Raw genomic sequence first — 22,123 nt, 5'->3', positions numbered from 1 at the left:
AATCGCTAGATTTGGTCTTCCCGAAGTTTAGCATACTCCGCGAACTTTCCACGGCTCCTAACTTTTTTGGCGATCGGGTTCTTCCTGAATATCGTTCATATTAAAAATGAAAGGAACCCGACTCGATCCTGCGCCCATAACCAGCACTTTTGGCATCTGAGCCCCCCCGCTTCTCCAAGCTTCGATCGCCTCTTTTTGCAGCACTAAATCGCCGCCTTGAGCCTTCAAAGTTTCAGCCAAAAGTCTTTGAGCTTCCGCCCTACCTTGAGCGCGGTTAATATCAGCTTGAGCCTGTTGTTCTGCTTCCTGAGCCACATAAACAGCTCTTTGCGCCCGCTGTTCAGCAACCTGTTTCTCCTCAACCGCTTTCGCAAAATCTGTGGAGAATCGAATGTTGACAACGCTCGTATCGAGCACGATTACATCATACTTTGATAGCCTTTCCTTCAGCGCAGTATCAAAGTCTCGCTTCAGTTCACTTCTTTGAGTAATAGATTGTTCGGCGGTTCTCAGTGCAGCCGCTGTTTTAAATGCTTCTTGCGTCTGAGGAGCAATAATTTTTGAGACTATATTCTCCAAAGTTCCTTGAGTCCTTCTGATCTCCACTATTTTCTCAGGATCGAGGCGAAAGTTGATCGCAAAACTGGCATTTAAATCCTGAAGGTCTTTAGTAGCACTTTGGGCGGGAACTTCAAATTTTTGCACGGTTACATCGTACACATCTACCTTGGATATTAGCGGGGGTCTGAGGTGAAACCCCTCTAACAATGCTCCATCTGTGGCTTTTCCTAAAACGCTGACAACACCTGCTTCGCCTGGATTGATGACGACAAAAGAGTTTAATCCGAGGAGTAGGGCGCCTACTAATAGAATCCCAGCGATTGCTGATGATATGCTCTGGACATTTTGACTTTTCAAAATACACGCTCCTTTGTGACAATTTCATTATAATGGTTAAATTGATTCGGTCGCCTCTAAAGTCTAAAATCTAAAATTACAATCTAAAATGGATGGGGTTGCCTCTGAAATCTCAAATCTAAAATGGATTGACTGATGAGCAAAATTGTTAAATATCCTAGAACTTATCACATCGAAGGTTCGCGTTTCCAACCGGGTGATGAAGACCTCGACAGCGTGCCATTTAGCGTTTTGATCGATCGCCCGACAGTGATTGAAGAAAAGGTAGACGGCGCTAATACAGGCATCAGCTTCGCGCCAGATGGACAAATGCTGCTACAAAGTCGCGGCCACTATCTCACCGGCGGGCCGAGGGAAAAACATTTTAACTTATTCAAACAGTGGGCTTTCAGTCTCAGCGGAGCCCTGGGAGAAGTGCTGGGAAATCGCTACATTCTTTACGGCGAATGGCTTTATGCGAAACACACTGTTTTTTATGATTTTTTGCCGCACTATTTTATGGAATACGACGTGCTGGACTTAGAAACCAGTCAATTTTTGAGTACAGAATCCCGCCGCAATTTGTTAAGTGGACTGCCGTTAGTGTCAGTTCCCGTGCTGTTTTCGGGAGTGCTGAAATCTCCCAAGCAAATGATGCAGTTTATGGAAAACTCTAATTTTATTCAACCGGGACATTTGGAACGCTTGCGTTTGTACTGCGGGGAATTGGGATTTGATGAAGAACGGTGTTTGAAAGAGACTGACAAGAGCGAGAGTATGGAAGGTCTGTACCTTAAAGTCGAAGAAGATGGCATAGTAAAAGCGCGTTACAAATACGTGCGTGCCAGTTTTTTGACAGCTATTAAAAATGCCGAAGGACATTGGCTAAATCGCCCAATCATACCCAATATTCTGCGTCCGGGCGCCGATTTATTTAATTTTAGTTAACCTGCAGGTGAATTTATGAATACACTGTTATCGCCCTTGCCAACTTGGACTTTTCCCTTTTGTCCCCAACCGCCCGATTGGTTCCTAGATTGGGAGGGTATTCAAAATCATTTCGACTGGATTGACAGCCTTAAAGGATGTCAGCAAGACCCGATTTACCACGCCGAAGGAGACGTTTTAATTCACACCAGAATGGTCTGCGAAGCCTTAATATCTTCTCCAAATTGGCGACAACTTCCCGAAAAAGAACGATCGATACTTTTTGCGGCCGCTTTGCTGCACGATGTCGCCAAACCAGCCTTTACAAAAATAGAAGCCGACGGCAGAATTAGCTCAAAAGGTCACGCCCGCCAAGGTGCGAGAATGGTCAGACAAATTTTATCTCAATTCGAGCCGCCAGTGCAGTTTGACATTCGCGAAACAGTGGTGGCGATCGTCAAATTCGGCAGTTTACCCATCTGGCTGATCGACAAACCCAACCCGCAGCAGTCTGTAATTAAAGTCAGTCAAGTTGTCCGCTGCGATTTTCTCGCACTTTTAGCAGAAGCAGACGTGCGCGGCCGACAGTGTAGCGACAGACAAGAATTGCTGGATAAAATAGAACTATTTCGGGAGTTTTGTCAAGAAAATAATTGTTTGGATTCTCCCCGACAATTCCCATCAGCACACAGCCGATTTATCTACTTCCGCAAAGACCACGGAAATCGCGATTACGAAGCATTTGACGATACTCGATGCGAAGTAATCTTGATGTCTGGCTTGCCGGCAAGCGGTAAAGATTATTGGATTCGGGAAAATCTTCCAGATTTGCCGGTAATCTCGCTGGATGCACTGCGGAAAGAGATGAATGTCCCTCCCGACGAAACCCCGGGAAATGTGGTGACAGCCGCAAAAAAAAGAGCGCGCGAATACATGAATGAGGGGCATTCTTTTGTGTGGAACGCCACGAATACAACTAAACAAATGCGGCAGCAATTAATTGATTTTTTTGCTGCTTATCAAGCGCGAGTTCGCATTGTTTATCTAGAAGTACCTCTAGAAGAAATATTGCAGCGGAATCGATCGCGCACAGTAACCGTACCGGAAGCAGTCATTCGCAAGTTAGCTGCCCGACTGGATATTCCAGACATCACAGAAGCCCATCAAGTCGAGTGGATTGTGAGCGATCGCGCTTAATAGTGGCAATCCACCCGCGATCGCTCTTATTTCTTCAACGCGCTACCAACTCCTTTTTCCCTAAAAGAGAATCGTCATAATGCGCCAACAAATCAGCAGGGTGATCGTAAATTTCCGCAGCATCTGCCAGCGAAGCATCATCGAAACCTCCGCACCTAAAAGCAATTACTGGCACCCCGCACTTGCCCGCAGCTTCGATATCGTAAGGAGTATCAGCTAACATGACAGTCTGACTTGCTTCCATCTGCAATTTGCTTAAAGCAGCTTCCACAATATCCGGTTCCGGCTTAGAAGCTTCTGCATCACTCGATGTCGCCGCTTGCCCTTGATCCAATAAATCGTCAACTTGTGCAGCTTTCAGCAAACCGGAAAGTTCTTCGGTGGTAGCTGAAGTAGCAATAATTAGCCGCAATCCTTCTTTCTGCATTTTTAACAGCAAATCCCGCGAACCGGGGGTTGGAGAAAGCTCAGGAGAAAAGCGGTTAATAATCAGTTCTTTGCGCCGCTGTGCAATCTTTTTGCCGTCGCCTTCTTCGTCGGAAAGTTCTGATACCATTTTCGGTATAACTTTGTCGCCTCCCATACCAATTAGCGGGCGCACTTTCTCAAACGGCACGTCGTAGCCGTAAGCGGCAAATGCCTCTACCCAAGCTTGAGCGTGGGCGTCATTGCTGAGCGTCAGAGTACCGTCAATATCGAGAATTACTGCTTGCAATTGCATAACTTATTTGTTGTTAGTTATTAGACTTCTTGTCAAAACCTGGTTTGTAGTAAGGACTTCAGTCCTTAACTAATTAATAAGCAAATTAGCGAGTAAAGTTCTTACCACTAACCTTTGGTTAGTAGTAAGAACTTTAGTTTTTCTTAGGTGATGAGTAAGCACTTTAGTCCTTAATTACTTAATTAGTCAATCGGGAACTGGCAAGCTTACTATTAACTTTTTGATGGGCTATTTCATGCCGGTGCCGTGCAATTTGGGTTCGGGCGGCGGCGGTACTGGTTCAGGGCCTAACGGTTGGGGATTGGCTACATATTCAAATTCGCCTTTGCCGTCCATTGATTTGCCTTTCGCCCAGCGTCCCTCGCTACTTTCGGTACCTTCAGAATGATTCCAAAACTGATAAGCAAATTCTGACTTTTCCAACTCCTGCGGGAAGGAACTCGGAACGGGGGTTGTTTCCATTCCCGAACTTTCTAAATCTTCGATCGCCGCCAGCCACAAATTTTGGTGCATCGTGTCGCGGGCGATCATAAAACTCAGGGTGTCTTTCACGCCCGCATCGTCTGACATTTCATACAGCCGCACAGCCTGCAATCTTCCTTGCGATTCGGCGTGCAAATTCGAGCGAAAATCTGCTAAAAGATTGCCGCTAGCAACGATATAACGGCCGTTCCAGGGATACCCTACGCTGTCGCTAGGAAGTGCGCCCAAACCCGATACAATTGCGTGCTGCGGATTCATGCTGCCGATGATCGTATCTCGCGGGCTGCTTCCACCCATCACAGCACCCACCACAGCATCTTTGAAACCTTCTTCTTGCATAGATACAGGAGCTTTATCTAACAAGTGAGCAATCATAGTTGCTAGCATCTCGATATGGCCGATTTCTTCTGTACCGACATCAAGCAGCATATCGCGATATTTGGCTGGGCCTCGGCAGTTCCAACCTTGAAATAGGTACTGCATCATCACGGTCATTTCGCCAAATGTACCGCCAATTAGTTCTTGTATTTGCTTGGCGTAAACGGCATCTGGCTTTTCTGGTCTTTTGTAATACTGTAGTGGCTTCTTATGGTAAAACATGGAGAATTCCTACCAGAGGTTTTTGATTGACTTTCCTTATTTGTAACGCTGCCAGTGAGGCAGGGAATCAGCTTTTAGTCATAAAGAAATTAAATCAAATCCGGTTATTTCTATCACTTTGGTTTAATGCGGTTTCTCGCGCCCGCGAACTACAGACTCTATTAAATTTGGTCGATCGTACATTCTATTTAAACAAACACAGCGCTGTGTCCTCCGGGTGTCAAAAAATACGTCAAAACCGCCCTCCTGCAGGGGGTTTAGCCCCTATCGGAGAGCGGTTTTTTGGGTTGAGCGGATACCTATGTGTGGTGTCCATCCCCCTAGCTTGGAGTCCCCCCCTTGTTAAGCGGGATGGGGAGAATCAGTTGAATCAATGAGTTTGATAATTTTCCTCAGTCCAACAGCGCGGTAGAGCTTCACCGGAAGGAAACACTAAATTACTCTTGGGAAAAGTTGCTGTCTCTTGCTCTTCTTGACCAGCTTGATTTTTTCCCGGCACTTCATTTTTTGCAGGGCTGAGTAAAGCCTCTACATCAAGGATTTCTATCAAGTCGCCTGATTCTTTTTCTTGTAAAAGCATAGTTTCTCCTTGTCAATTGAATGCGAATTAGGGTTTGAGGACAACTTTGATACAGTTGTCTTTTTTGTTGAGGAAAATCTCGTAGGCGTGGGGCGCTTCATCCAACTTCATTCGGTGCGTAATTACGAATGACGGGTCAATTTCGCCTTTTTGAACGCGATCGAGCAAAGGCCGCAAATAGCGGTGAACGTGCGTCTGTCCCATTTTCAGGGTCAAGCCTTTGTTGAAAGCTGCACCTAAGGGCACTTTGTCTACGAAGCCGCCGTAAACGCCGGGAATTGAGACTGTGCCACCTTTGCGGCAAGCTACGATCACTTGTCGCAGGGCGGTGGGTCGATCGGTCTCCAAGCGCACGGCTTGCTTGGCTTTGTCGTACAAAGCGTCGAGGCCTGTGCCGTGGGCTTCCATTCCCACAGCGTCGATGCAAGAGTCGGGCCCGCGTCCCCCTGTCATTTCAGTGACGGCTTCCCCCGCGTCCATTTCTTCGTAGTTGATGATTTCAGCGTTGGCCGCGGCCGCCATTTGCAAGCGTTCCGGTACGCGGTCGATCGCAATTACTCGATCGGCCCCCAGCATAAACGCGCTTCTGATCGCAAATTGTCCGACCGGCCCGCATCCCCAAACAGCTACAGTATCCCCCGGCTGAATGTTGCAGTTTTCGGCCGCCATGTAACCGGTAGGAAAGATATCGGTGAGGAACAATACTTGTTCGTCCGAAAGTCCGTCGGGAATTTTTAAAGGGCCGACATCTGCAAACGGAACCCGCGCGTATTCTGCTTGACCTCCTGCATAGCCGCCCGTTAAATGCGAGAAGCCAAACAGTCCTGCCGGCGAATGACCGTAGAGTTTTTCAGCCAATCCTGCATTGGGGTTGGAGTTGTCGCACAGCGACCACAAATCGCGGTTGCAAAAAAAGCAACTGCCGCAAGAAATAGTAAAAGGAATGACGATGCGATCGCCCTTTTTTAAGTTCTTGACTTCGCTGCCGAGTTCGACTACTTCCCCCATGAATTCGTGCCCCATGATGTCACCCGATTGCATTGTCGGGATGAAGCCATTGTAGAGGTGCAAATCCGAGCCACAGATTGCTGTAGACGTTATTTTAACTATCGCATCGCGCGGGTTGATAATTGTTGGGTCTGGTACATTATCAACTCGCACATCATTTGCTCCGTGCCAGCAAAGAGCTTTCATTATTTTTTTCCTCTAGTTAACTACTAGCTAGCAAATTTTTGATTTTAAATCTTACCTTTACTAAGCTGATAAATTACTCGCTTGGATGTTTTAATTTTAAGCATATAAAATATATTTTCTCTCTACCCGAGGTATAATTTATAAATCTATCTTCCGGCTGTTTTCAATACCAAAAATGTAAAGTTTATGCCCCTAAAGTGCGGGAAATTTTACATTCTTCTGTTAACCGCCAACAGTTATAGCAACCACGCCCGAGGGTTAGGACGTTGTTAATTGCTAAAATCCTTGCGGAAGATTGCAACTTCGGTCTTCGTTCAACATCGGCTAGAACAGCTAATAACGAGATGGATGAGGTTGTTTTTGTCGATCGGCGATCGCTTTCATCTCACAAAAAATAAATTTTCTCACTTAATCTCACTAAAGCCGATGTCTTGGCTCACTTTAGATAAAAAGCGACCAAAAACTTCTCAAGTAAAAGCGGGTTTATTGATTATTAAGTAAAGTGCATGACTTTTGTATCGCTCCACACTCCACCGGAATCTGGACAATCACGCACCCTGCTTAAGGATGATTAATAGTCAAATATTGTATCATTAGTTATAAATAAAAGCCGAGCTTGCGGTAAAGTTGTTAAAGATTAAAATTTATCGATCGCCTTTTATGCCTTACACTGCATCTACCCCAACAGACCCCAATCAACCCAACATCCGCAATGCCGACCATCGCCTACTAGAATTCACCAAGCTAACTCCGATGATGCAGCGGTATGTGGAAGTGAAAGAACAGTATCCCCACGCACTTTTATTGTTTCGAGTCGGAGATTTCTTTGAGTGTTTTTTCCAAGATGCAGTTACGATTTCGCGGGAATTAGAACTTGTTTGTACGAGTAAAGAAAGCGGCAAAGAAATCGGCAGAGTACCGATGACAGGAGTGCCGCACCACGCACTCGACCGCTACACTTCAATGTTAGTAGAAAAAGGCTATGCTGTAGTAGTTTGCGATCAAGTTGAAGATGCCTCGATTGCTGCTAAAGAAGGCCGCCAAGTCAAGCGAGAAATTACCCGCATTCTCACTCCCGGAACCTTGACTGATGACGGAATGCTCAAACCAAGGCAAAATAATTTTTTAGCAGCAGTCGTCATTGCTGGGGAACATTGGGGATTGGCTTATACAGATATTTCTACGGGAGAATTCGTCACTACCCAAGCAGACAGTTTAGAACAATTAACCCTAGAATTGCTGCGCTTGCAGCCTTCGGAAGTCTTGGTACCGACTAATGCGCCGGATTTGGTGACGATGTTGAGGCCCGGAGAGAAATCAGAGCATTTACCAGAGTGTTTGCCGAATTCGTTTTGCTATTCTTTGCGATCGCAAATTCCGTTTAGTTTGTCCGAAGCAAAACAGAGAATCCTGCAAAAGTTCAAAGTGCGATCGCTCGAAGGCATGGGATGCGCGCACCTTTCCCTCGCAGTGCGCGCCGCCGGCGGTTTGCTGCAATATCTCGAAGAAACTCAAAAGGAAAAAGCAGTTTCTTTGCAAAGATTGCACACTTACACTCTCACCGATTTTCTCATACTCGACTACCAAACCCGCCGCAATCTCGAAATTACTCAAACAGTGAGAGATGGGGTTTTTCACGGTTCGCTGCTGTGGGCGATAGACAAAACCAGCACCGCAATGGGAGGCCGCGCTTTGCGCCGCTGGGTGCTGCAACCCTTGCTCAGCATTAAAGGCATTTGCGCCCGACACGACACGATTCAAGAATTAGTAGAAAATAACGCCCTGCGCCAAGATTTGCAGCAATTGCTGCGCCAAATTTACGACATCGAAAGACTGACCGGCCGCGCTGGTTCTGGAACAGCTAGCGCGCGGGATTTGGTCGCTTTAGCTGATTCTCTGGGAAAACTGCCGGTATTAGCCTCGATCGCAGCCCAAGGGATCTCGCCCTATTTAAAAGCACTGCAAAATGTACCGCCAATTTTAGAAGAATTATCAACTAAAATTCACGCTCATTTAGTTGATGAACCGCCGATTCATTTAAAAGAAGGAGGTTTGATTCGAGCGGGAATCAATCCCATGCTAGATGAAATGCGACACACTGCATCAGCCGACCAAGAATGGATTGCAAATTTAGAAGCAACTGAGAGAAAACGCACCGGAATTTCTAATTTAAAAGTAGGCTACAATAAAGCTTTCGGCTATTACATCAGCATTACCAAATCGAAAGTAGACCAAGTGCCGAAGGACTACACCCGCAAGCAAACTCTCACTAATGAAGAACGCTACAGCACTGAAGAATTAAAAGAAAGGGAAGTGCGAATTCTGACAGCGCGGGAAGATTTAAATCAATTGGAATACGATATTTTTGCTCAAGTGCGATCGGAGGTAGGAGAACACGCCGAAATTATTCGCAACGTTTCCCGCGCCGTGGCGGCGGCCGATGTTTTGTGCGGTTTGGCCGAAGTAGCAGTTTACCAGAATTACTGCCGCCCGACTATGACAGAAAGTCGGGAAATTAAAATTATTGAAGGTTGTCATCCTGTGGTGGAAAAGTCTTTGCCGCCGGGATTTTTTGTACCTAATTCTGCTTTTTTGGGTCGGGAAGAATCGTTAAACCGCCCAGATTTAATTATTTTAACCGGGCCGAATGCTAGCGGGAAAAGCTGCTACTTGCGGCAGGTGGGTTTGATTCAGTTAATGGCGCAGATGGGCAGTTATGTGCCGGCGAAAGCTGCGAGTTTGGGAATTTGCGATCGCATTTTTACCCGCGTCGGCGCAGTAGATGATTTGGCAACTGGTCAATCTACCTTTATGGTGGAAATGAACGAAACTGCAAATATTCTCAATCACGCCACGCCGCAATCTTTGGTGTTGTTAGATGAAATTGGCAGGGGAACGGCGACGTTTGACGGACTTTCGATTGCTTGGTCTGTAGCAGAATATTTAGCAACTGAGATTCGGGCGCGGACAATTTTTGCGACTCACTATCACGAGTTAAATGAGTTAGCTTCTATTTTAGATAATGTCGCAAATTATCAGGTGACAGTGAAAGAATTGCCGGATCAAATCGTATTTTTGCACCAAGTTCAGCCGGGAGGTGCTGACAAATCTTACGGAATTGAAGCGGGGAGATTGGCAGGTTTACCGCCGTCGGTGATTGACAGGGCGAGACAGGTGATGAAGCAGATTGAGAAACATAGCAAAATTGCGATCGGGCTGCGGAAAGGTGTTAAAAAAGATGGTAAAAAAGAGTCTGAGGGCGAACAGCTAGATATTTTTGAGTAGTAAAATGTCGGGTGGCCAAAAAAATTGTAGGAAGTTCTATATTGCACCATTTTCAATAAGCCTTTCAGGGGCGGGTTCTCCTGCCCACCCCACAAGAAAATTAAATTTTTGTGGCACAGGCATCCTGCCTGTTCTTGAGCATGGTGCAATATCTCAGTTACTACTTTTACTACAAACCAGGAACTCTCCAGCGCTCATCCCAATTTCCAAAGCCTCATTCAGCAACCGCCCGTATTCAGTCGCCCGATCGCTCACATCCACCGCCATCAAAGCAGCCAAATTACTTTCAATATTAGCAAAGCTCACGGGAGAAAAGTAAAAACTCAGCTCCGACCGTCGCAGATTTCCCAGAGCCGGCCGACCTGCTCAACCAGTTGAAAGCCAGACGTAAAAAGTCCGGGGCAAATTTGGTAGATATGGAGGTGGTGTTGAAGATACTTGGAACAGATGGGAGCGAAATTTGAACAGAAAATAGGGCTCTCGGTAATACAATTAACCTGAAACCCTTACTCCACAAAAGATATAGAAAATGAGCACGGAGGGATTTGAACCCCCGACCCTCAGGACCGGAACCTGATGCTCTATCCACTGAGCTACGTGCCCTCGACTGTTTACAGTATAACACGTCTTGCGGAAAATGGCGAGTGCCGATCGCAAATTTCCTCGTCGGCCTCCAAACCCCTTGACCCATGCGGGTTAAACTCGCCCGCGCGATCGGATATCAGGCAGTTCTCGCAGCCAGAGACTGCAACTTTTAGCTAAATGGTAACAATAATACGACAATGGGTAAAATAATAGACTTTAATCGAGCAAATATTAGGTTCACATTCGATGGAGGTCGAGCATCTACCACAGCTAAAATAGCCCGCATCAATTCCCCCTAGCTAATCTGCAGTAAATAAATGGTGCTGCTTTTAAGACCGATTGTGCAAATACGGTTCTAGACTAGGTTCACCAAACCTCTCAATCTTATGGTTTCTAAAATTTTAGACAAATTACCGCTGCGAACTGTTCTCATAGTTCCATTTGTATTGCAAATCGTTGGTGCCGTGGGACTGGTAGGATATCTGTCTTTTAGAAACGGACAAAAATCAGTTAATAACCTTGCCAGTCAGTTAATGAGCGAAGTGAGTTTGCGTGTCGAGCAAAACCTGCAAGTTTACCTGACCACTCCCCATCAAATCAATCAAACCAAGCTGGATGCTGTCAAGCTCGGCTTGTTAAAGATGGGAAACTTATCAGCTTGGGAGAAATATCTTTTGCGGCAAGTACAATTATATCCATATATCAATTTTACCTCCGTTGGCAACAATAAGGGAGATTATAGATCCGGTGAACAACTGTCTAACGGCTCCCGCACGATGAATGTGATAGAAACATCTACTGGGTTAAATTTTAATTCTTACAAGACGAATGAGCGAGGCGATCGCACTACATTTATCACCCTTGTCAAAAACTATGATAATCGCCAACATCCTGCGTACAAAAAAGCCGTAAACATCGGAAAACCTACTTGGAGTTCGGTTTATGTTTCCTTGCTAGAGCCGACCTTAATTATCAGCGCTATCCAACCCGTATACAGCGAAAAAAATCAGCTAGAAGGAGTCTTATTTACGGCCTTGCGTCTCGACCATCTTGGGAGATTTCTCCACAGTCTGAAAGTGGGCAAATCAGGTCAAACATTTATTATAGATCGCCAGGGTACTTTGTTAGCAACTTCGACCACAGAAAAACCGTTTCGCACTAAAGGTAATGAAAGACAATTGTTTAAAGTAGAAGAAAGCAGCAACCCTTTGACTCGCTCGACAGCTAAATATTTGACTGCAAATTTTAAAAAATTACATCAAATTAAAAAATCAGAGTTATTGAGCTTTGAAATAGATCACAAGCGACAATTTTTAAAAGTCTTGCCGTTCCAAGACGGCAAAGGTTTAGACTGGCTGATTGTCGTAGTTGTTCCCGAAGCAGATTTCACCAAAGAAATCGATGCCAATACCCGCACAGCGGTTTTGCTTTGTTTCGCAGCTTTAGGAGTAGCGGTGGCGATCGGCATTCTGACTTCTCGGTGGGTAACAAACCCTATTTTGCGCTTAAATGCAGCAGCAAAAAATATTGCTAAAGGTGAATGGGACAAAACAGTAGAAAGCGAACGTTCTGACGAATTGGGGGAATTAGCCAAGTCATTTAACAGCATGGCTCAACAACTGCAACAATCTTTTGAAACTTTAGAACAGCGAGTGCAAGAGCGGACGGCAGAATTGGCTGTAGCTAAAGACAAAGCAGAGGTAGCGAATCAAGCTAAAAGCACCTTTCTTGCTAACATGAGCCACGAATTGCGATCGCCTCTCAATGCAATTCTGGGCTTTTCCCAACTGATGACTCGCAGCCAAACTCTATCCCCAGAACATCAAGAAAACATTAGCATAATTAGCAGCAGCGGAGAACACCTGCTCACCCTGATTAATAACGTGCTCGATTTATCTAAAATTGAATCCGGGCGCACCACCCTCAATCCCAAAAAATTTGATCTCTATAGCCTGCTAAACGACTTGGAAGATATGTTTGAACTCAAAGCATATGACAAGCACTTGCAGTTAGTTTTTGACCGCAGTCGCGATGTTCCACAATATTTAGAAGCCGACGAGTTAAAGTTGCGGCAAATTTTAATTAATCTGCTCAATAATTCTCTTAAATTTACCCAGAAGGGGGGTGTAACAGTCAGAGTTAGCAAGCAGTTCTTAGGCCGAAGTCAGCAGGAAAGAGAGGGAACAAGCGCTCACTCGGAAGTATCAATAAATACAGAAAATGAAGCAAGTAATGGTGTTAAAATATCTCAAATTAGTGAGTATAACAACCAAGTTTTGGCAACCCAAAATGACGATTCAGCTTCTACCTCTTCCTTCTTCCTTCGTTTTGAAGTCGAAGATACTGGCCCCGGTATTGCTACCAATGAATTAGACGATCTTTTTGAACCTTTCGTGCAAACCAAGACAGGCAAAGATTCGCAAGAAGGTACAGGCTTGGGATTGCCGATCAGCCGCAAATTTGTGGAATTAATGGGCGGCAAAATGAGCGTCTGTTCTGCTGTGGGCAAGGGAACTAATTTTAAGTTTGACATTCAAGTTATTGCGGTCGATGCGGCTGATATTGAAAGCCCAAAACCGACCCGCAATGTTATTGCCCTGGAACCCAACCAACACACCTATCGAATTTTGATAGTAGACGACAAACCGCTAAATCGCCAACTGCTAATTAAACTTCTCAATCCTCTGGGTTTTGAACTAAAAGAAGCTACTAACGGTCAAGAAGCTATTGAGATTTGGGACAGTTGGGAACCGCATTTAATTTGGATGGACATGAGAATGCCCGTGATGGACGGCTACGAAGCCACGCAATACATTAAAAGGACTCTTAAAGGTCAAGCTACTGCGATTATTGCGCTGACTGCGAGCGTTTTAGAGGAAGAAAGGGCAGTTATCTTGTCGGCGGGCTGCGATGCTTTTATGCGGAAACCTTTCGGGGAAATGGATATTTTTGATGCTATGCACAAACATATCGGAGTGCGCTATATTTATGAAGATCCGGGTCAAACTAATTTATCGGAAATTAAAGAGGACTATCGCGCAATTACTGCGGCTGATTTCGTGAAATTGCCTGAGGCGCTGGTAGCAGATTTAAAGCTGGCGATACTAAATGCAGATATTGATGTAATTGATACCTTGATAGAGCAAATTAGATTAAAGGATGCAGTAACGGCAGGTGCGATCGCAACTTGTATAGAAAATTTTGAGTACGACCAAGTTTTAAAGTTAATATCTCAAGCAATATCACATGAATAACGACATTGTTAGCACAGATCGCGGTAATATTTTAGTAGTTGACGACACCCCAGCTAATTTGCGGCTGCTAGCCGGAATTTTGAATAGCAAGGGCTATAAAGTGCGCCCGGTACCTAGCGGCGAGTTAGCGCTTTCGGCGGCAAAAGGTATGCCTCCCGATTTGATTTTGCTGGATATTATGATGCCCGAAATGAATGGATATGAAGTTTGCGAAAAGATCAAAGCTGATGAACGAACTTGCGACATCCCGGTGATTTTTATTAGCGCGATTAATGACGTACTTGATAAGGTCAAAGCCTTTGCTGTGGGCGGTGTAGATTATATTACTAAACCCTTTCAGGTGGAAGAGGTTCTAGTGAGGGTAGACACCCATTTAGCAATATGCCAGTTGCGAAAAAAACTCCAAGAGAAAAACAATGAACTTACAGTTACTTTAGACCAACTGCAAGCTACTCAAAATCAATTAGTGCAATCGGAAAAAATGGCGGCATTAGGGCAACTGATTGCGGGCATTGCTCACGAAATTAATACGCCGTTGGGGGCAATTCGGTCGTCTATTGGAAATATTACCAGCTTTTTGGATAACAATCTCGAAAGTTTGCCAGTTTTTTTTAAAGAACTGTCAGCAGAACGCGAACACGATTTCTTGTGTTTGATGTACAGTTCCAGCCAACAAACTTACTCTTTATCTACGCGAGAAAAACGGGGATTGAAAAAAACCGTGAAGCAGCAACTAGAGTCGGAAGGGATTGACAATGCTGACAGCCTGGCTAGCATTTTAGTCAATATCGGATTGCAGGGAAATTTGCAAGAATTCTTGCCGTTGCTCAAAGACCCGGACAGCGAAAATATTATAAAAACAGCCTACGACTTTGCTAGCATCCACAGAAGCGCCCGAACCATCGCTACCGCTACTGAACGCGCTGCCAAAGTCGTCTTTGCCCTGAAAAGTTATGCGCGTTACGATGTAAATGGGGAAAAAATAAAGGTGAATATTACAGAGGGAATTGAAACGGTATTAACTCTTTATCAAAACCAAATTAAGCAGGGTGTGGAAGTTGTCAGAAACTATCAAGCTCAATTGCCGGCGGTACTGTGTTATCCCGACGAACTCAATCAAGTTTGGACAAATTTAATTCACAATTCCTTACAAGCGATGGACAATCAAGGAACTTTAACAATAGACGCGGTACAACAAGATACCAGCGTCTTGGTAAAAATTACTGACAGCGGTAACGGGATTCAACCGGAGATTATTCCGAAAATTTTTGAGCCTTTTTTTACTACTAAACCTGCGGGAGAAGGCAGCGGGTTGGGATTGGATATTGTAAAAAAAATAATTGAAAAACATCAGGGTAACATTGATGTCGAGTCGGCACCCGGTAATACAGCATTTACAGTTTCTTTGCCGATTAATTTAACTGAGTAGGTAAAGCGTCGCAGACTGAAGTCGGGGGCTAAAAATTTGCAGTCTACCCGCCCGGAATGTAGAATTTGGAAAACAGTGTGCTGCCCATGGGGGTTCACCCTGCCACACTAAATAAGGAAACTAGCGATGTCTAAATCAGCAATTTTGTGTGTGGACGATGAAGTAGGAGTGTTGGAAAGTCTGGAAATTGAACTGCAACAGGCATTTAACGGTAAATATCTTTGCGAATTTGCTGAAAGTGCTGCCGAAGCCCTGGAAATTATTGAAGAGCTATGTGAAGCTGAGGTTAACATTTTAGTAATTGTCTCTGATTGGTTGATGCCCGGAATGAAAGGAGATGAGTTGCTGATTCAAATCCATCAAAAATATCCGCAAATTGTGACCGTGATGCTGACTGGTCAAGCAGACAAAGAAGCAATCGAACGCGCACAAACTCAAGCAAATCTTCATGCTTTCATAGAAAAACCTTGGCAAAATCAAGAATTAATTGAAGCGATTAAGTCTGGTCTAGCAAATTTATGAAAAAACCAGTCATTATTTGTGTCGATGATGAGCAGACTATACTCGATAGTCTGGAAATAGACCTGCTAAAAGCCTTTGAAGATAAATATTTAATTGAAACGGCCCAAAGCGGCCAAGAAGCTTTAGAGTTGCTGTCAGAACTTTTAGCAGAACAGTATGAAGTTCCTTTGGTGATTTCGGATCATATCATGCCTAATATGAAAGGAGACGAACTATTAAGGAGCGTTCATGCTATCTCGCCGAACTGTCTCAAGATCATGCTGACGGGCCAGGCAGATTTGGAGGCGGTAGCCAATGCTATTAACTATGCTAAATTGTACCGATATATACCTAAACCTTGGCAATGTGATGACTTAAAATTAACGGTCACTGAGGCAATATATAGATATTTTCAAGATAAACAATTAGCTGAAAAACAAAGAGAAGTTCAGGAAATGAATCAGGAGTTGGTAAAATTAAACCGCAAGCAGGCAATGCTGATTGCCAAACTCCATGAAAACGAAAGTCGCTTGACGCAATATCTAGAAGCTATGCCATTGGGCGTGTGTGTACTTGATGCAAACGGGCAATCTTTCTACGCTAACCAGAAAGCGCGGGATGTATTTGGCAAAGGCACTGTGCCGCATATTAATTCAGAGCAAAAAGCAGCAATTTATCAATTCTATAAAAGCGGGACTAATCAGAGATGCCCCGTGGAAGAATTGCCAATTATGCGGGCGCTTCGGGGCGAAAATGTGCGGACTGAGGGTGTAGAAATTCGTACAGCTAATAAGATTATTCCTGTAGAGAGTTGGGCAACTCCAATTTATGATTCTACAGGCGACATTTCCTATGCGATTATTGCTTTTAGTGACATAACTGAACGCAAGGAAGCTGAAGCGGCGCTAATTCAAGCGGAAGAGAAGTATCGCGGGATATTTGAAAATGCTCTAGAAGGTATTTTTCAGACGACGCCGGACGGACATTTTATCAGTGCGAATCCGGCTATGGCGGAAATTTACGGCTACGATTCTGCCTCAGAATTGATAGAAAGTATTAATGATACTCAGCAGCAATTGTACGTAGAATCGAATCGCCGTCAAGAGTTTCTGGCGCTGATGAAACAGCACGGTACTCTGTGTGATTTTGAGTCTCAGGTTTACTGTCGAGATGGCAGAATTATCTGGATTTCTGAGTATGCGCGCACAGTTTATGATGCTAACGGTGAAGTGCTTTACTATCAGGGTTTTGCTAAGGATATTAGTTTGCAAAAACAGGTGGAAGTGGAACGAATCAGGTTTACTAATGATTTAGAAAAAGCTTTGGCAGCCGAAGAAAAGTTAAATGAGGCCCTGTCAGAAAACGAAAGCCGATTGACTCAATTCCTGGAAGCGATGCCAGTGGGAATATTTGTGGTCGATGGTAAGGGTAAACCTTTTTACATGAATTCTTGGGGCGAAAGGATACTAGCCCAAGGTTTAATTTTTGATGGGGGTACTGACCAATTTCCTGAAGCTTATCATTTTTACGACGCTGGAACTAATCAATTGTATCCGAGGGATAGCCAACCGATTGTTCGGGCGTTGCGGGGAGAATTTGTGCGTATGGACGATCTAGAAATTCATGGGTCGGATCGGATTGTGCCGATCGAGGTTTGGGCGACTCCCATCTACGACGAACGGAAAAACATAGTTTACGCGATCGCTGCTTTTCAAGACATCACGGAACGTCTAGAGGTAGAAACCGAGCGCCGCCAATTCACAGACGAGTTACAAAAAGCCTTAGCAGCAGAAGAAAAATTAACAGATGCTTACGGGCGGTTTGTGCCGCACGAATTTCTCCACTTTCTGGGATATGAAAGTATTCTGGAAGTCAAATTAGGCGATCAGGTACAGAAAGAAATGTCGGTGCTATTCTCAGATATCCGCGATTTCACTTCTCTTTCAGAAAGGATGAATCCTGAAGAGAATTTTCAATTTATTAATGGTTATTTGTCGCGAATGGAACCCGCAATTACTAACAACTTTGGTTTTATTGATAAATACATTGGCGATGCGATTATGGCGCTGTTTGACGGCAGTGCGGATGATGCTGTGAAAGCTGGAATTGCAATGCTAGAAGAGCTTAACGAGTATAATATTAGTCGTAATCAGGTTGATTGCCCGCCGCTGCAAATTGGCATTGGCATCAATACGGGTTCTTTGATGTTAGGCACGGTGGGCGGCCAAAGTCGGATGGACAGCACGGTGATTAGCGATGCGGTAAACTTAGCCTCCCGCGTGGAAACTTTGACGAAAGAGTATGAAGTTTCGATGTTAATTACTCACAATACTTTTATACAGTTAAACGATATTTATGATTTGAGGTTGATCGATCGCGTAGCAGTTAAAGGCAAATCGCGAATGGTAACACTTTATGAAGTATTTGCGGCCGATCCGCCAGAGTTACGACAGAAAAAGTTAGAGACAAAGACAATCTTTGAGCAAGCTTTGGTACTCTACAATAGTGACAAGTGTGGCGAAGCTATAAGATTGTTTTCGGCCTGCTTGGAAATCAACCCTAATGATAAGGTAGCTCAAATTTATATGCAGCGGTGTCTGAAAGGAGCGATCGCTCCTGCATAATACCATTTTAGATTTTAGATTTTAGATTTTAGATTTTAGATTTGGGAATGACTTATTTTATAAGGGTTTGGAGTTTGCCTACAGTTGCATTCTTTTTGGAAATTGGTCTAATCATTGTTTAGACAGGCAGGGAAACGCAAACTAGGGTTTCTTGGTGCGGCAAACTTTTTATTTTAAATTCTCCTCCGTGCAATTCTGCAAGGCGTTGAACAATGGCCAAGCCCAATCCCAAACCTGCTTGTTGGTAAAGTTTGCGATCGAACTGCCTGTAAGCTTCTAGCTGTGCAATCTGATCGGCAGTCATGCCGCGGCCGTGGTCTTTCACAGACAGAACAAAAGTCTTATTTTCGACGAAAGTGCTTAATAAAACAGGCGTTCCTTCTAATGAAAATTTGAAGGCATTGTCCAATAGTTCTTCAACAACTTTTGCGAGTCTGACAGAATCCATAGCTACCGAGGCATCTTGCAAGTTTAATTGTAAATCGTCTGTTCTATTCGCGTGTTTTGCTTGCTGCCGCGCTTTTTGACTCAGCAACGATTTTACACAGCTAAATTCGCTATTACGCATCTCCTTTAGCCGTTCGGGATTTGTGGCTGCTATCTCCAGTTCTGCATACAGCAAAAAGTTCTGAATCAGTCGATACAAGCGATGACCGGAAGTTTGAATTTGACCGATCATCTCTATGATATCTGATTCCTCTAAGACCTGATATTCTGACAAAATCAGTTCAGAAAAACCCAGAATTGCATTCAAAGGAGTCCGCAATTCGTGGGGCAGCGACATACTAATATTAGTGCGTAATTCGTCTAGCGTCTTTTGAGAGTGCCGACTAATTGTTTTTTGTTTTTCAAGTCTAATAGCAATGGCTTTTAGCAGTTCTTGCGGGGTACAAGGCTTAGTAATGTAATCGTCTGCTCCCAGTTCCATCCCCGTGCGAACGTCAACTTTATCGGCTTTGGCGGTGAGGAAAATAAACGGAATTGTGGCAGTCAAGGGTTCGGCTCGCAAAGCTTTGAGGACGCCGTGACCGTCTACTTCCGGCATCATCATGTCGCACAAAATTAAATCAGGGATTTGTTCGATCGCCAATTTGATGCCGACTTTGCCGTTAATCGCTGCCATTCCTTCAAAATTCTCGGCTTCCAGCAACTCTAAAATATTCTCTCTAATCGCTTCTTCGTCTTCTATTACCAAAATCTTAGCCACGGTGATAGCTCCTTTTAGTTAGTAGTTTCTTGGAAAATTCTGGGTTCAGACACTTGATAAGTTTTTTTGTTATGGGCTTAATTAATCGTTAAGTATCGGATTATGTATAGTTGATAATTCAGTTGTTATTGGCTGGGAGGGCAAATTAGAGGCAAGGTAATAGTGAAAGTTGTGCCTTGTCCTTCTTGACTGTCGATCGCGAGTTGCCCGCCGTGAAGTTCCACCGCCCTTTTCACAATTGCTAAACCAAGACCGGTTCCCGAAATAGTGCCGACATTTGTAGCTCGATAAAAAGTTTCTAATATCCGCTCTCGATCGGCTTGGGGAATGCCGATTCCCCGGTCTTGAACGTGGAAAACAGCTTCTGTGTTTTGACAGTTGAGCCGCAAGGAAACTGTACTGCCGGCGGGGGAATATTTGATGGCATTTGAGAGGATGTTGCCTAAGATTTGCCGCAGCAGTTTTTCATCCATTTGAGCGTCGCAGTTACCGCCTTCATATTGAAAGGCGATCGGGTGTTGGTTGCTGTCGTTAACCTGCTGCTCGTCTACCAGTTGACGGCAAAATTTTTCGAGGTTTAAGGAAATTGGTTGAAACTGCAAGGTATTTGCTTCGATTTTGCCAATTACGAGGATGTCTTCTAATAACTCTGTCATGCGTTTAATGGCTAATTGAATCCGCATAAAATGAGTAGATTTTTTATCTTGGGCCCACTGAGAACTATAATCTTGCAGCAATCCAGCCGAAAATTGGATGGTTGTCAAAGGTGTGCGGAACTCGTGGGAAACCATTGTGACAAATTTAGCTCGCAGTTCTGAAAGTTCCTTTTCTCGTGCGAGGGCTTTGAGAATTTCCGCTTCTGCTCGTTTACGATCGCTAATGTCACGGGCTTCAGCAATCAGCAGCAAAACTTGTCCTGTCTCATTTTTAACAGGTTTCAGTGAGAAATCAACAGTCATAATTTGGTCGCTTTTGCCTAACAAGTCGATTTCGCTGCGGAAAAACTCGCCTCGACTTGCTTTGCCGATCGCGCATTGCAATTGTTCGGAAACCTGTGGCGACTGGGCCCAAATCGCCATTTCCCAAATGGGGCGGCCCACAATATCCTCCGATCGCAATCCGGCAAAATCGAGGGCTGTCTCGTTGACTTCCAGCACAATTCCTTGCGGAGTCAGCAACTTGGTTAGCTGAAACGATGAGTCAAAAATCGCCCGAAAGCGGCGCTCGCTTTCCCGCAGCATTTGAAATGTTTGAGAACGTTCGATCGCATAGCGGATCGTCCGCACTAATAATTGAGTAGTAATTTGACCTTTAACAATATAGTCTTGAGCTCCCAAGCGAACTGATTCTAGGGCGATCGCCTCATCGTCCAAGCCTGTCATTACCACCATTGGCACATCAGGAGCAACTTCTCGCAGGCGAGTTAGCGTTTCCAAACCGCGACTGTCCGGCAAAGAAAGGTCGAGCAAAACTACATCAAAGGGGTGTTTACACAGTTGTGCGATCGCCTCATGCAGGAACTCAACAGACACCAGTTCCCACTGGACTCCCACAGATACTTCTAACAGTTCTGCAAGCAAATCAGCATCAGCCGGATTGTCTTCTACTAACAGAATTTTAATCCACATAGCTTAGACGTTTTTGACTGTAAAATTTTTACTCTACCAATCTTAGGTTAAACTCTTTTGCTTTCCCTTGTCATTTTCAACTTGAAAATTATTATTTGGGAACTGTCACCACCACCAGCCACCCATCCTCAACCCATCTCACAGGCTTAGCGACTTGACTAAAATGGATAGGCTTAGTGATGTAGCACCGGGCGGACAGGGCATAAAACTTGAGCATCTCTTTATCGGCTACTGAGGTTCTCATAATTACCACCGGAATCATTTTTAACTCGATTGCGGAGTTAATTCATATCAATATTTTTCAACCGTTGTTTTAGGCAAAATTAAACACAGTTAAATCGGAAGCGGAAAGCCAAAATACAAGCCTTTTTTATTCAATAAATTTATTAGTAATACCCTCTTTTCTACTTTTGTACAAATTGTTTAATATTTGCTGCTCGCCCGATTTTCTAAATCCAAGTTCGCATCCCTGAGCGAATCATCCACCAGCCGAATTTCCCTCGGTTAAAAACTTTTATAGCGTTCATAAGCAAAGAATCTATTCGTTTAATTTAGAGGAAGTTTGACTACGACCAGCCAGAACTCCTCAATTAACCTGACTACTTTAGTAAATTGTACTAGGTCTACCGGCTTAGTTATGTAACAGTTTGCGTGGAGCGAGTAGGACTTTAAAATATCTTCAGGAGCGGCTGAAGTGCTGAGAATCACTACAGGAATTAATTTTAACTTGGGGTCAGTTTTAATTTCTTCTAGCACTTCAATACCGCTTTTTTTCGGCAGATGCAAATCGAGCAAAATCAAATCGGGACGCGGTACTCTGAGATAAGGTTCTTTGCGGCGCAAAAACTTGATTGCTTCGACTCCATCCTCCACAAAATGTAAGTTATTCAATATTTTACCCTGACCGAGGACTTCTCTTGCCAAATCGGCATCGCTGGGAGAATCCTCAATCAGCAGAATCTCTATAGGCCTAACAGTGCTTCGATCGCTCATAATCGGCGTATCCTTTGG

The 22,123-nt window shown here is 44.4% G+C and carries 17 protein-coding genes and 1 tRNA gene; 7 read left to right on the top strand and 11 right to left on the bottom strand.

The genetic code is table 11. The features are described 5' to 3' along the window. Nucleotides 1-57: 57 nt before the first annotated feature. Nucleotides 58-918, bottom strand: a complete 861-nt coding sequence (locus D0A37_RS12925) for a prohibitin family protein (protein WP_242724712.1) — start codon at nucleotides 916-918, stop codon at nucleotides 58-60. Between the two features lie 135 nt (nucleotides 919-1,053). Here D0A37_RS12925 and D0A37_RS12920 point away from each other — a divergent pair, with 135 nt between their 5' ends. Continuing rightward, entirely contained in the window at nucleotides 1,054-1,845 is a 792-nt protein-coding gene (locus D0A37_RS12920; RefSeq protein ID WP_242724710.1) for an RNA ligase family protein, read from the top strand. Nucleotides 1,846-1,860: 15 nt separating this feature from the next. Further along, entirely contained in the window at nucleotides 1,861-3,021 is a 1,161-nt protein-coding gene (locus D0A37_RS12915) for an AAA family ATPase (RefSeq protein ID WP_242724708.1), read from the top strand. Between the two features lie 34 nt (nucleotides 3,022-3,055). On the opposite strand, the gene D0A37_RS12910 is transcribed toward D0A37_RS12915, so the two are convergent. The 4 genes from D0A37_RS12910 to D0A37_RS12895 all read right to left on the bottom strand — a co-directional run bounded on the left by D0A37_RS12910 (nucleotide 3,056) and on the right by D0A37_RS12895 (nucleotide 6,599). Next, nucleotides 3,056-3,742: an HAD family hydrolase gene (locus D0A37_RS12910; protein WP_242724707.1), complete on the bottom strand. Its 687-nt coding sequence runs from the start codon at nucleotides 3,740-3,742 to the stop codon at nucleotides 3,056-3,058. Nucleotides 3,743-3,970: 228 nt separating this feature from the next. After that, a complete protein-coding gene (locus tag D0A37_RS12905) occupies nucleotides 3,971-4,825 on the bottom strand; it encodes a manganese catalase (protein WP_006634232.1) in 855 nt (284 codons plus the stop codon). Nucleotides 4,826-5,195: 370 nt separating this feature from the next. Next, on the bottom strand, nucleotides 5,196-5,405 hold the full coding sequence (locus D0A37_RS12900) for a hypothetical protein (protein WP_006634231.1): 210 nt from the start codon (nucleotides 5,403-5,405) through the stop codon (nucleotides 5,196-5,198). A gap of 27 nt (nucleotides 5,406-5,432) precedes the next feature. After that, complete coding sequence (locus tag D0A37_RS12895; protein WP_006634230.1) at nucleotides 5,433-6,599, bottom strand: zinc-dependent alcohol dehydrogenase; 1,167 nt, start codon at nucleotides 6,597-6,599, stop codon at nucleotides 5,433-5,435. A gap of 660 nt (nucleotides 6,600-7,259) precedes the next feature. Between D0A37_RS12895 and mutS the strand changes: the two genes are divergently transcribed. Beyond that, a complete protein-coding gene (gene mutS / locus D0A37_RS12890; RefSeq protein ID WP_242724706.1) occupies nucleotides 7,260-9,884 on the top strand; it encodes a DNA mismatch repair protein MutS in 2,625 nt (874 codons plus the stop codon). A gap of 153 nt (nucleotides 9,885-10,037) precedes the next feature. Here mutS and D0A37_RS12885 read toward each other — a convergent pair whose 3' ends face one another. Both D0A37_RS12885 and D0A37_RS12880 read right to left on the bottom strand, forming a co-directional pair. Beyond that, nucleotides 10,038-10,190, bottom strand: coding sequence for a hypothetical protein (locus D0A37_RS12885; protein WP_242724705.1), 153 nt, complete (start codon nucleotides 10,188-10,190; stop codon nucleotides 10,038-10,040). Nucleotides 10,191-10,414: 224 nt separating this feature from the next. Further along, nucleotides 10,415-10,487, bottom strand: a tRNA-Arg gene (locus D0A37_RS12880). Between the two features lie 368 nt (nucleotides 10,488-10,855). Here D0A37_RS12880 and D0A37_RS12875 point away from each other — a divergent pair. From D0A37_RS12875 to D0A37_RS12860, 4 genes are all read left to right on the top strand, one after another. Beyond that, nucleotides 10,856-13,723 carry a hybrid sensor histidine kinase/response regulator gene (locus D0A37_RS12875; RefSeq protein ID WP_242724704.1) on the top strand — a complete coding sequence of 956 codons (2,868 nt, stop codon included), beginning with the start codon at nucleotides 10,856-10,858 and terminating at the stop codon, nucleotides 13,721-13,723. Beyond that, nucleotides 13,716-15,152 (top strand): hybrid sensor histidine kinase/response regulator, encoded by a 1,437-nt coding sequence (locus tag D0A37_RS12870; RefSeq protein WP_242724703.1) that lies wholly within the window; start codon nucleotides 13,716-13,718, stop codon nucleotides 15,150-15,152. The genes D0A37_RS12875 and D0A37_RS12870 overlap by 8 nt, the downstream gene beginning before the upstream one ends. Nucleotides 15,153-15,278: 126 nt before the next feature. Then, entirely contained in the window at nucleotides 15,279-15,674 is a 396-nt protein-coding gene (locus tag D0A37_RS12865; protein WP_242724702.1) for a response regulator, read from the top strand. Beyond that, entirely contained in the window at nucleotides 15,671-18,277 is a 2,607-nt protein-coding gene (locus D0A37_RS12860; protein WP_242724700.1) for a PAS domain S-box protein, read from the top strand. Before D0A37_RS12865 ends, D0A37_RS12860 begins: the two co-directional genes overlap by 4 nt. A gap of 118 nt (nucleotides 18,278-18,395) precedes the next feature. Here D0A37_RS12860 and D0A37_RS12855 read toward each other — a convergent pair whose 3' ends face one another. From D0A37_RS12855 to D0A37_RS12840, 4 genes are all read right to left on the bottom strand, one after another. Further along, complete coding sequence (locus tag D0A37_RS12855) at nucleotides 18,396-19,484, bottom strand: hybrid sensor histidine kinase/response regulator (protein WP_242724698.1); 1,089 nt, start codon at nucleotides 19,482-19,484, stop codon at nucleotides 18,396-18,398. Nucleotides 19,485-19,609: 125 nt separating this feature from the next. Beyond that, nucleotides 19,610-21,112, bottom strand: a complete 1,503-nt coding sequence (locus D0A37_RS12850; protein WP_242724696.1) for a sensor histidine kinase — start codon at nucleotides 21,110-21,112, stop codon at nucleotides 19,610-19,612. 91 nt (nucleotides 21,113-21,203) lie between these two features. Further along, the gene (locus D0A37_RS12845) at nucleotides 21,204-21,356 is read right to left on the bottom strand and encodes a response regulator (protein WP_242724694.1); all 153 of its coding nucleotides are present in this window, start codon (nucleotides 21,354-21,356) and stop codon (nucleotides 21,204-21,206) included. A gap of 302 nt (nucleotides 21,357-21,658) precedes the next feature. Further along, nucleotides 21,659-22,105, bottom strand: coding sequence for a response regulator (locus tag D0A37_RS12840; RefSeq protein ID WP_242724692.1), 447 nt, complete (start codon nucleotides 22,103-22,105; stop codon nucleotides 21,659-21,661). Nucleotides 22,106-22,123: the final 18 nt, after the last annotated feature.

It is taken from the genome of Microcoleus vaginatus HSN003 (assembly GCF_022701255.1).
In the GTDB taxonomy this organism is placed as follows: Bacteria; Cyanobacteriota; Cyanobacteriia; order Cyanobacteriales; family Microcoleaceae; genus Microcoleus; species Microcoleus vaginatus_B.
Note: the sequence above shows the minus strand (reverse complement) of the source record. Positions and strands in the feature narration are given on the sequence as shown.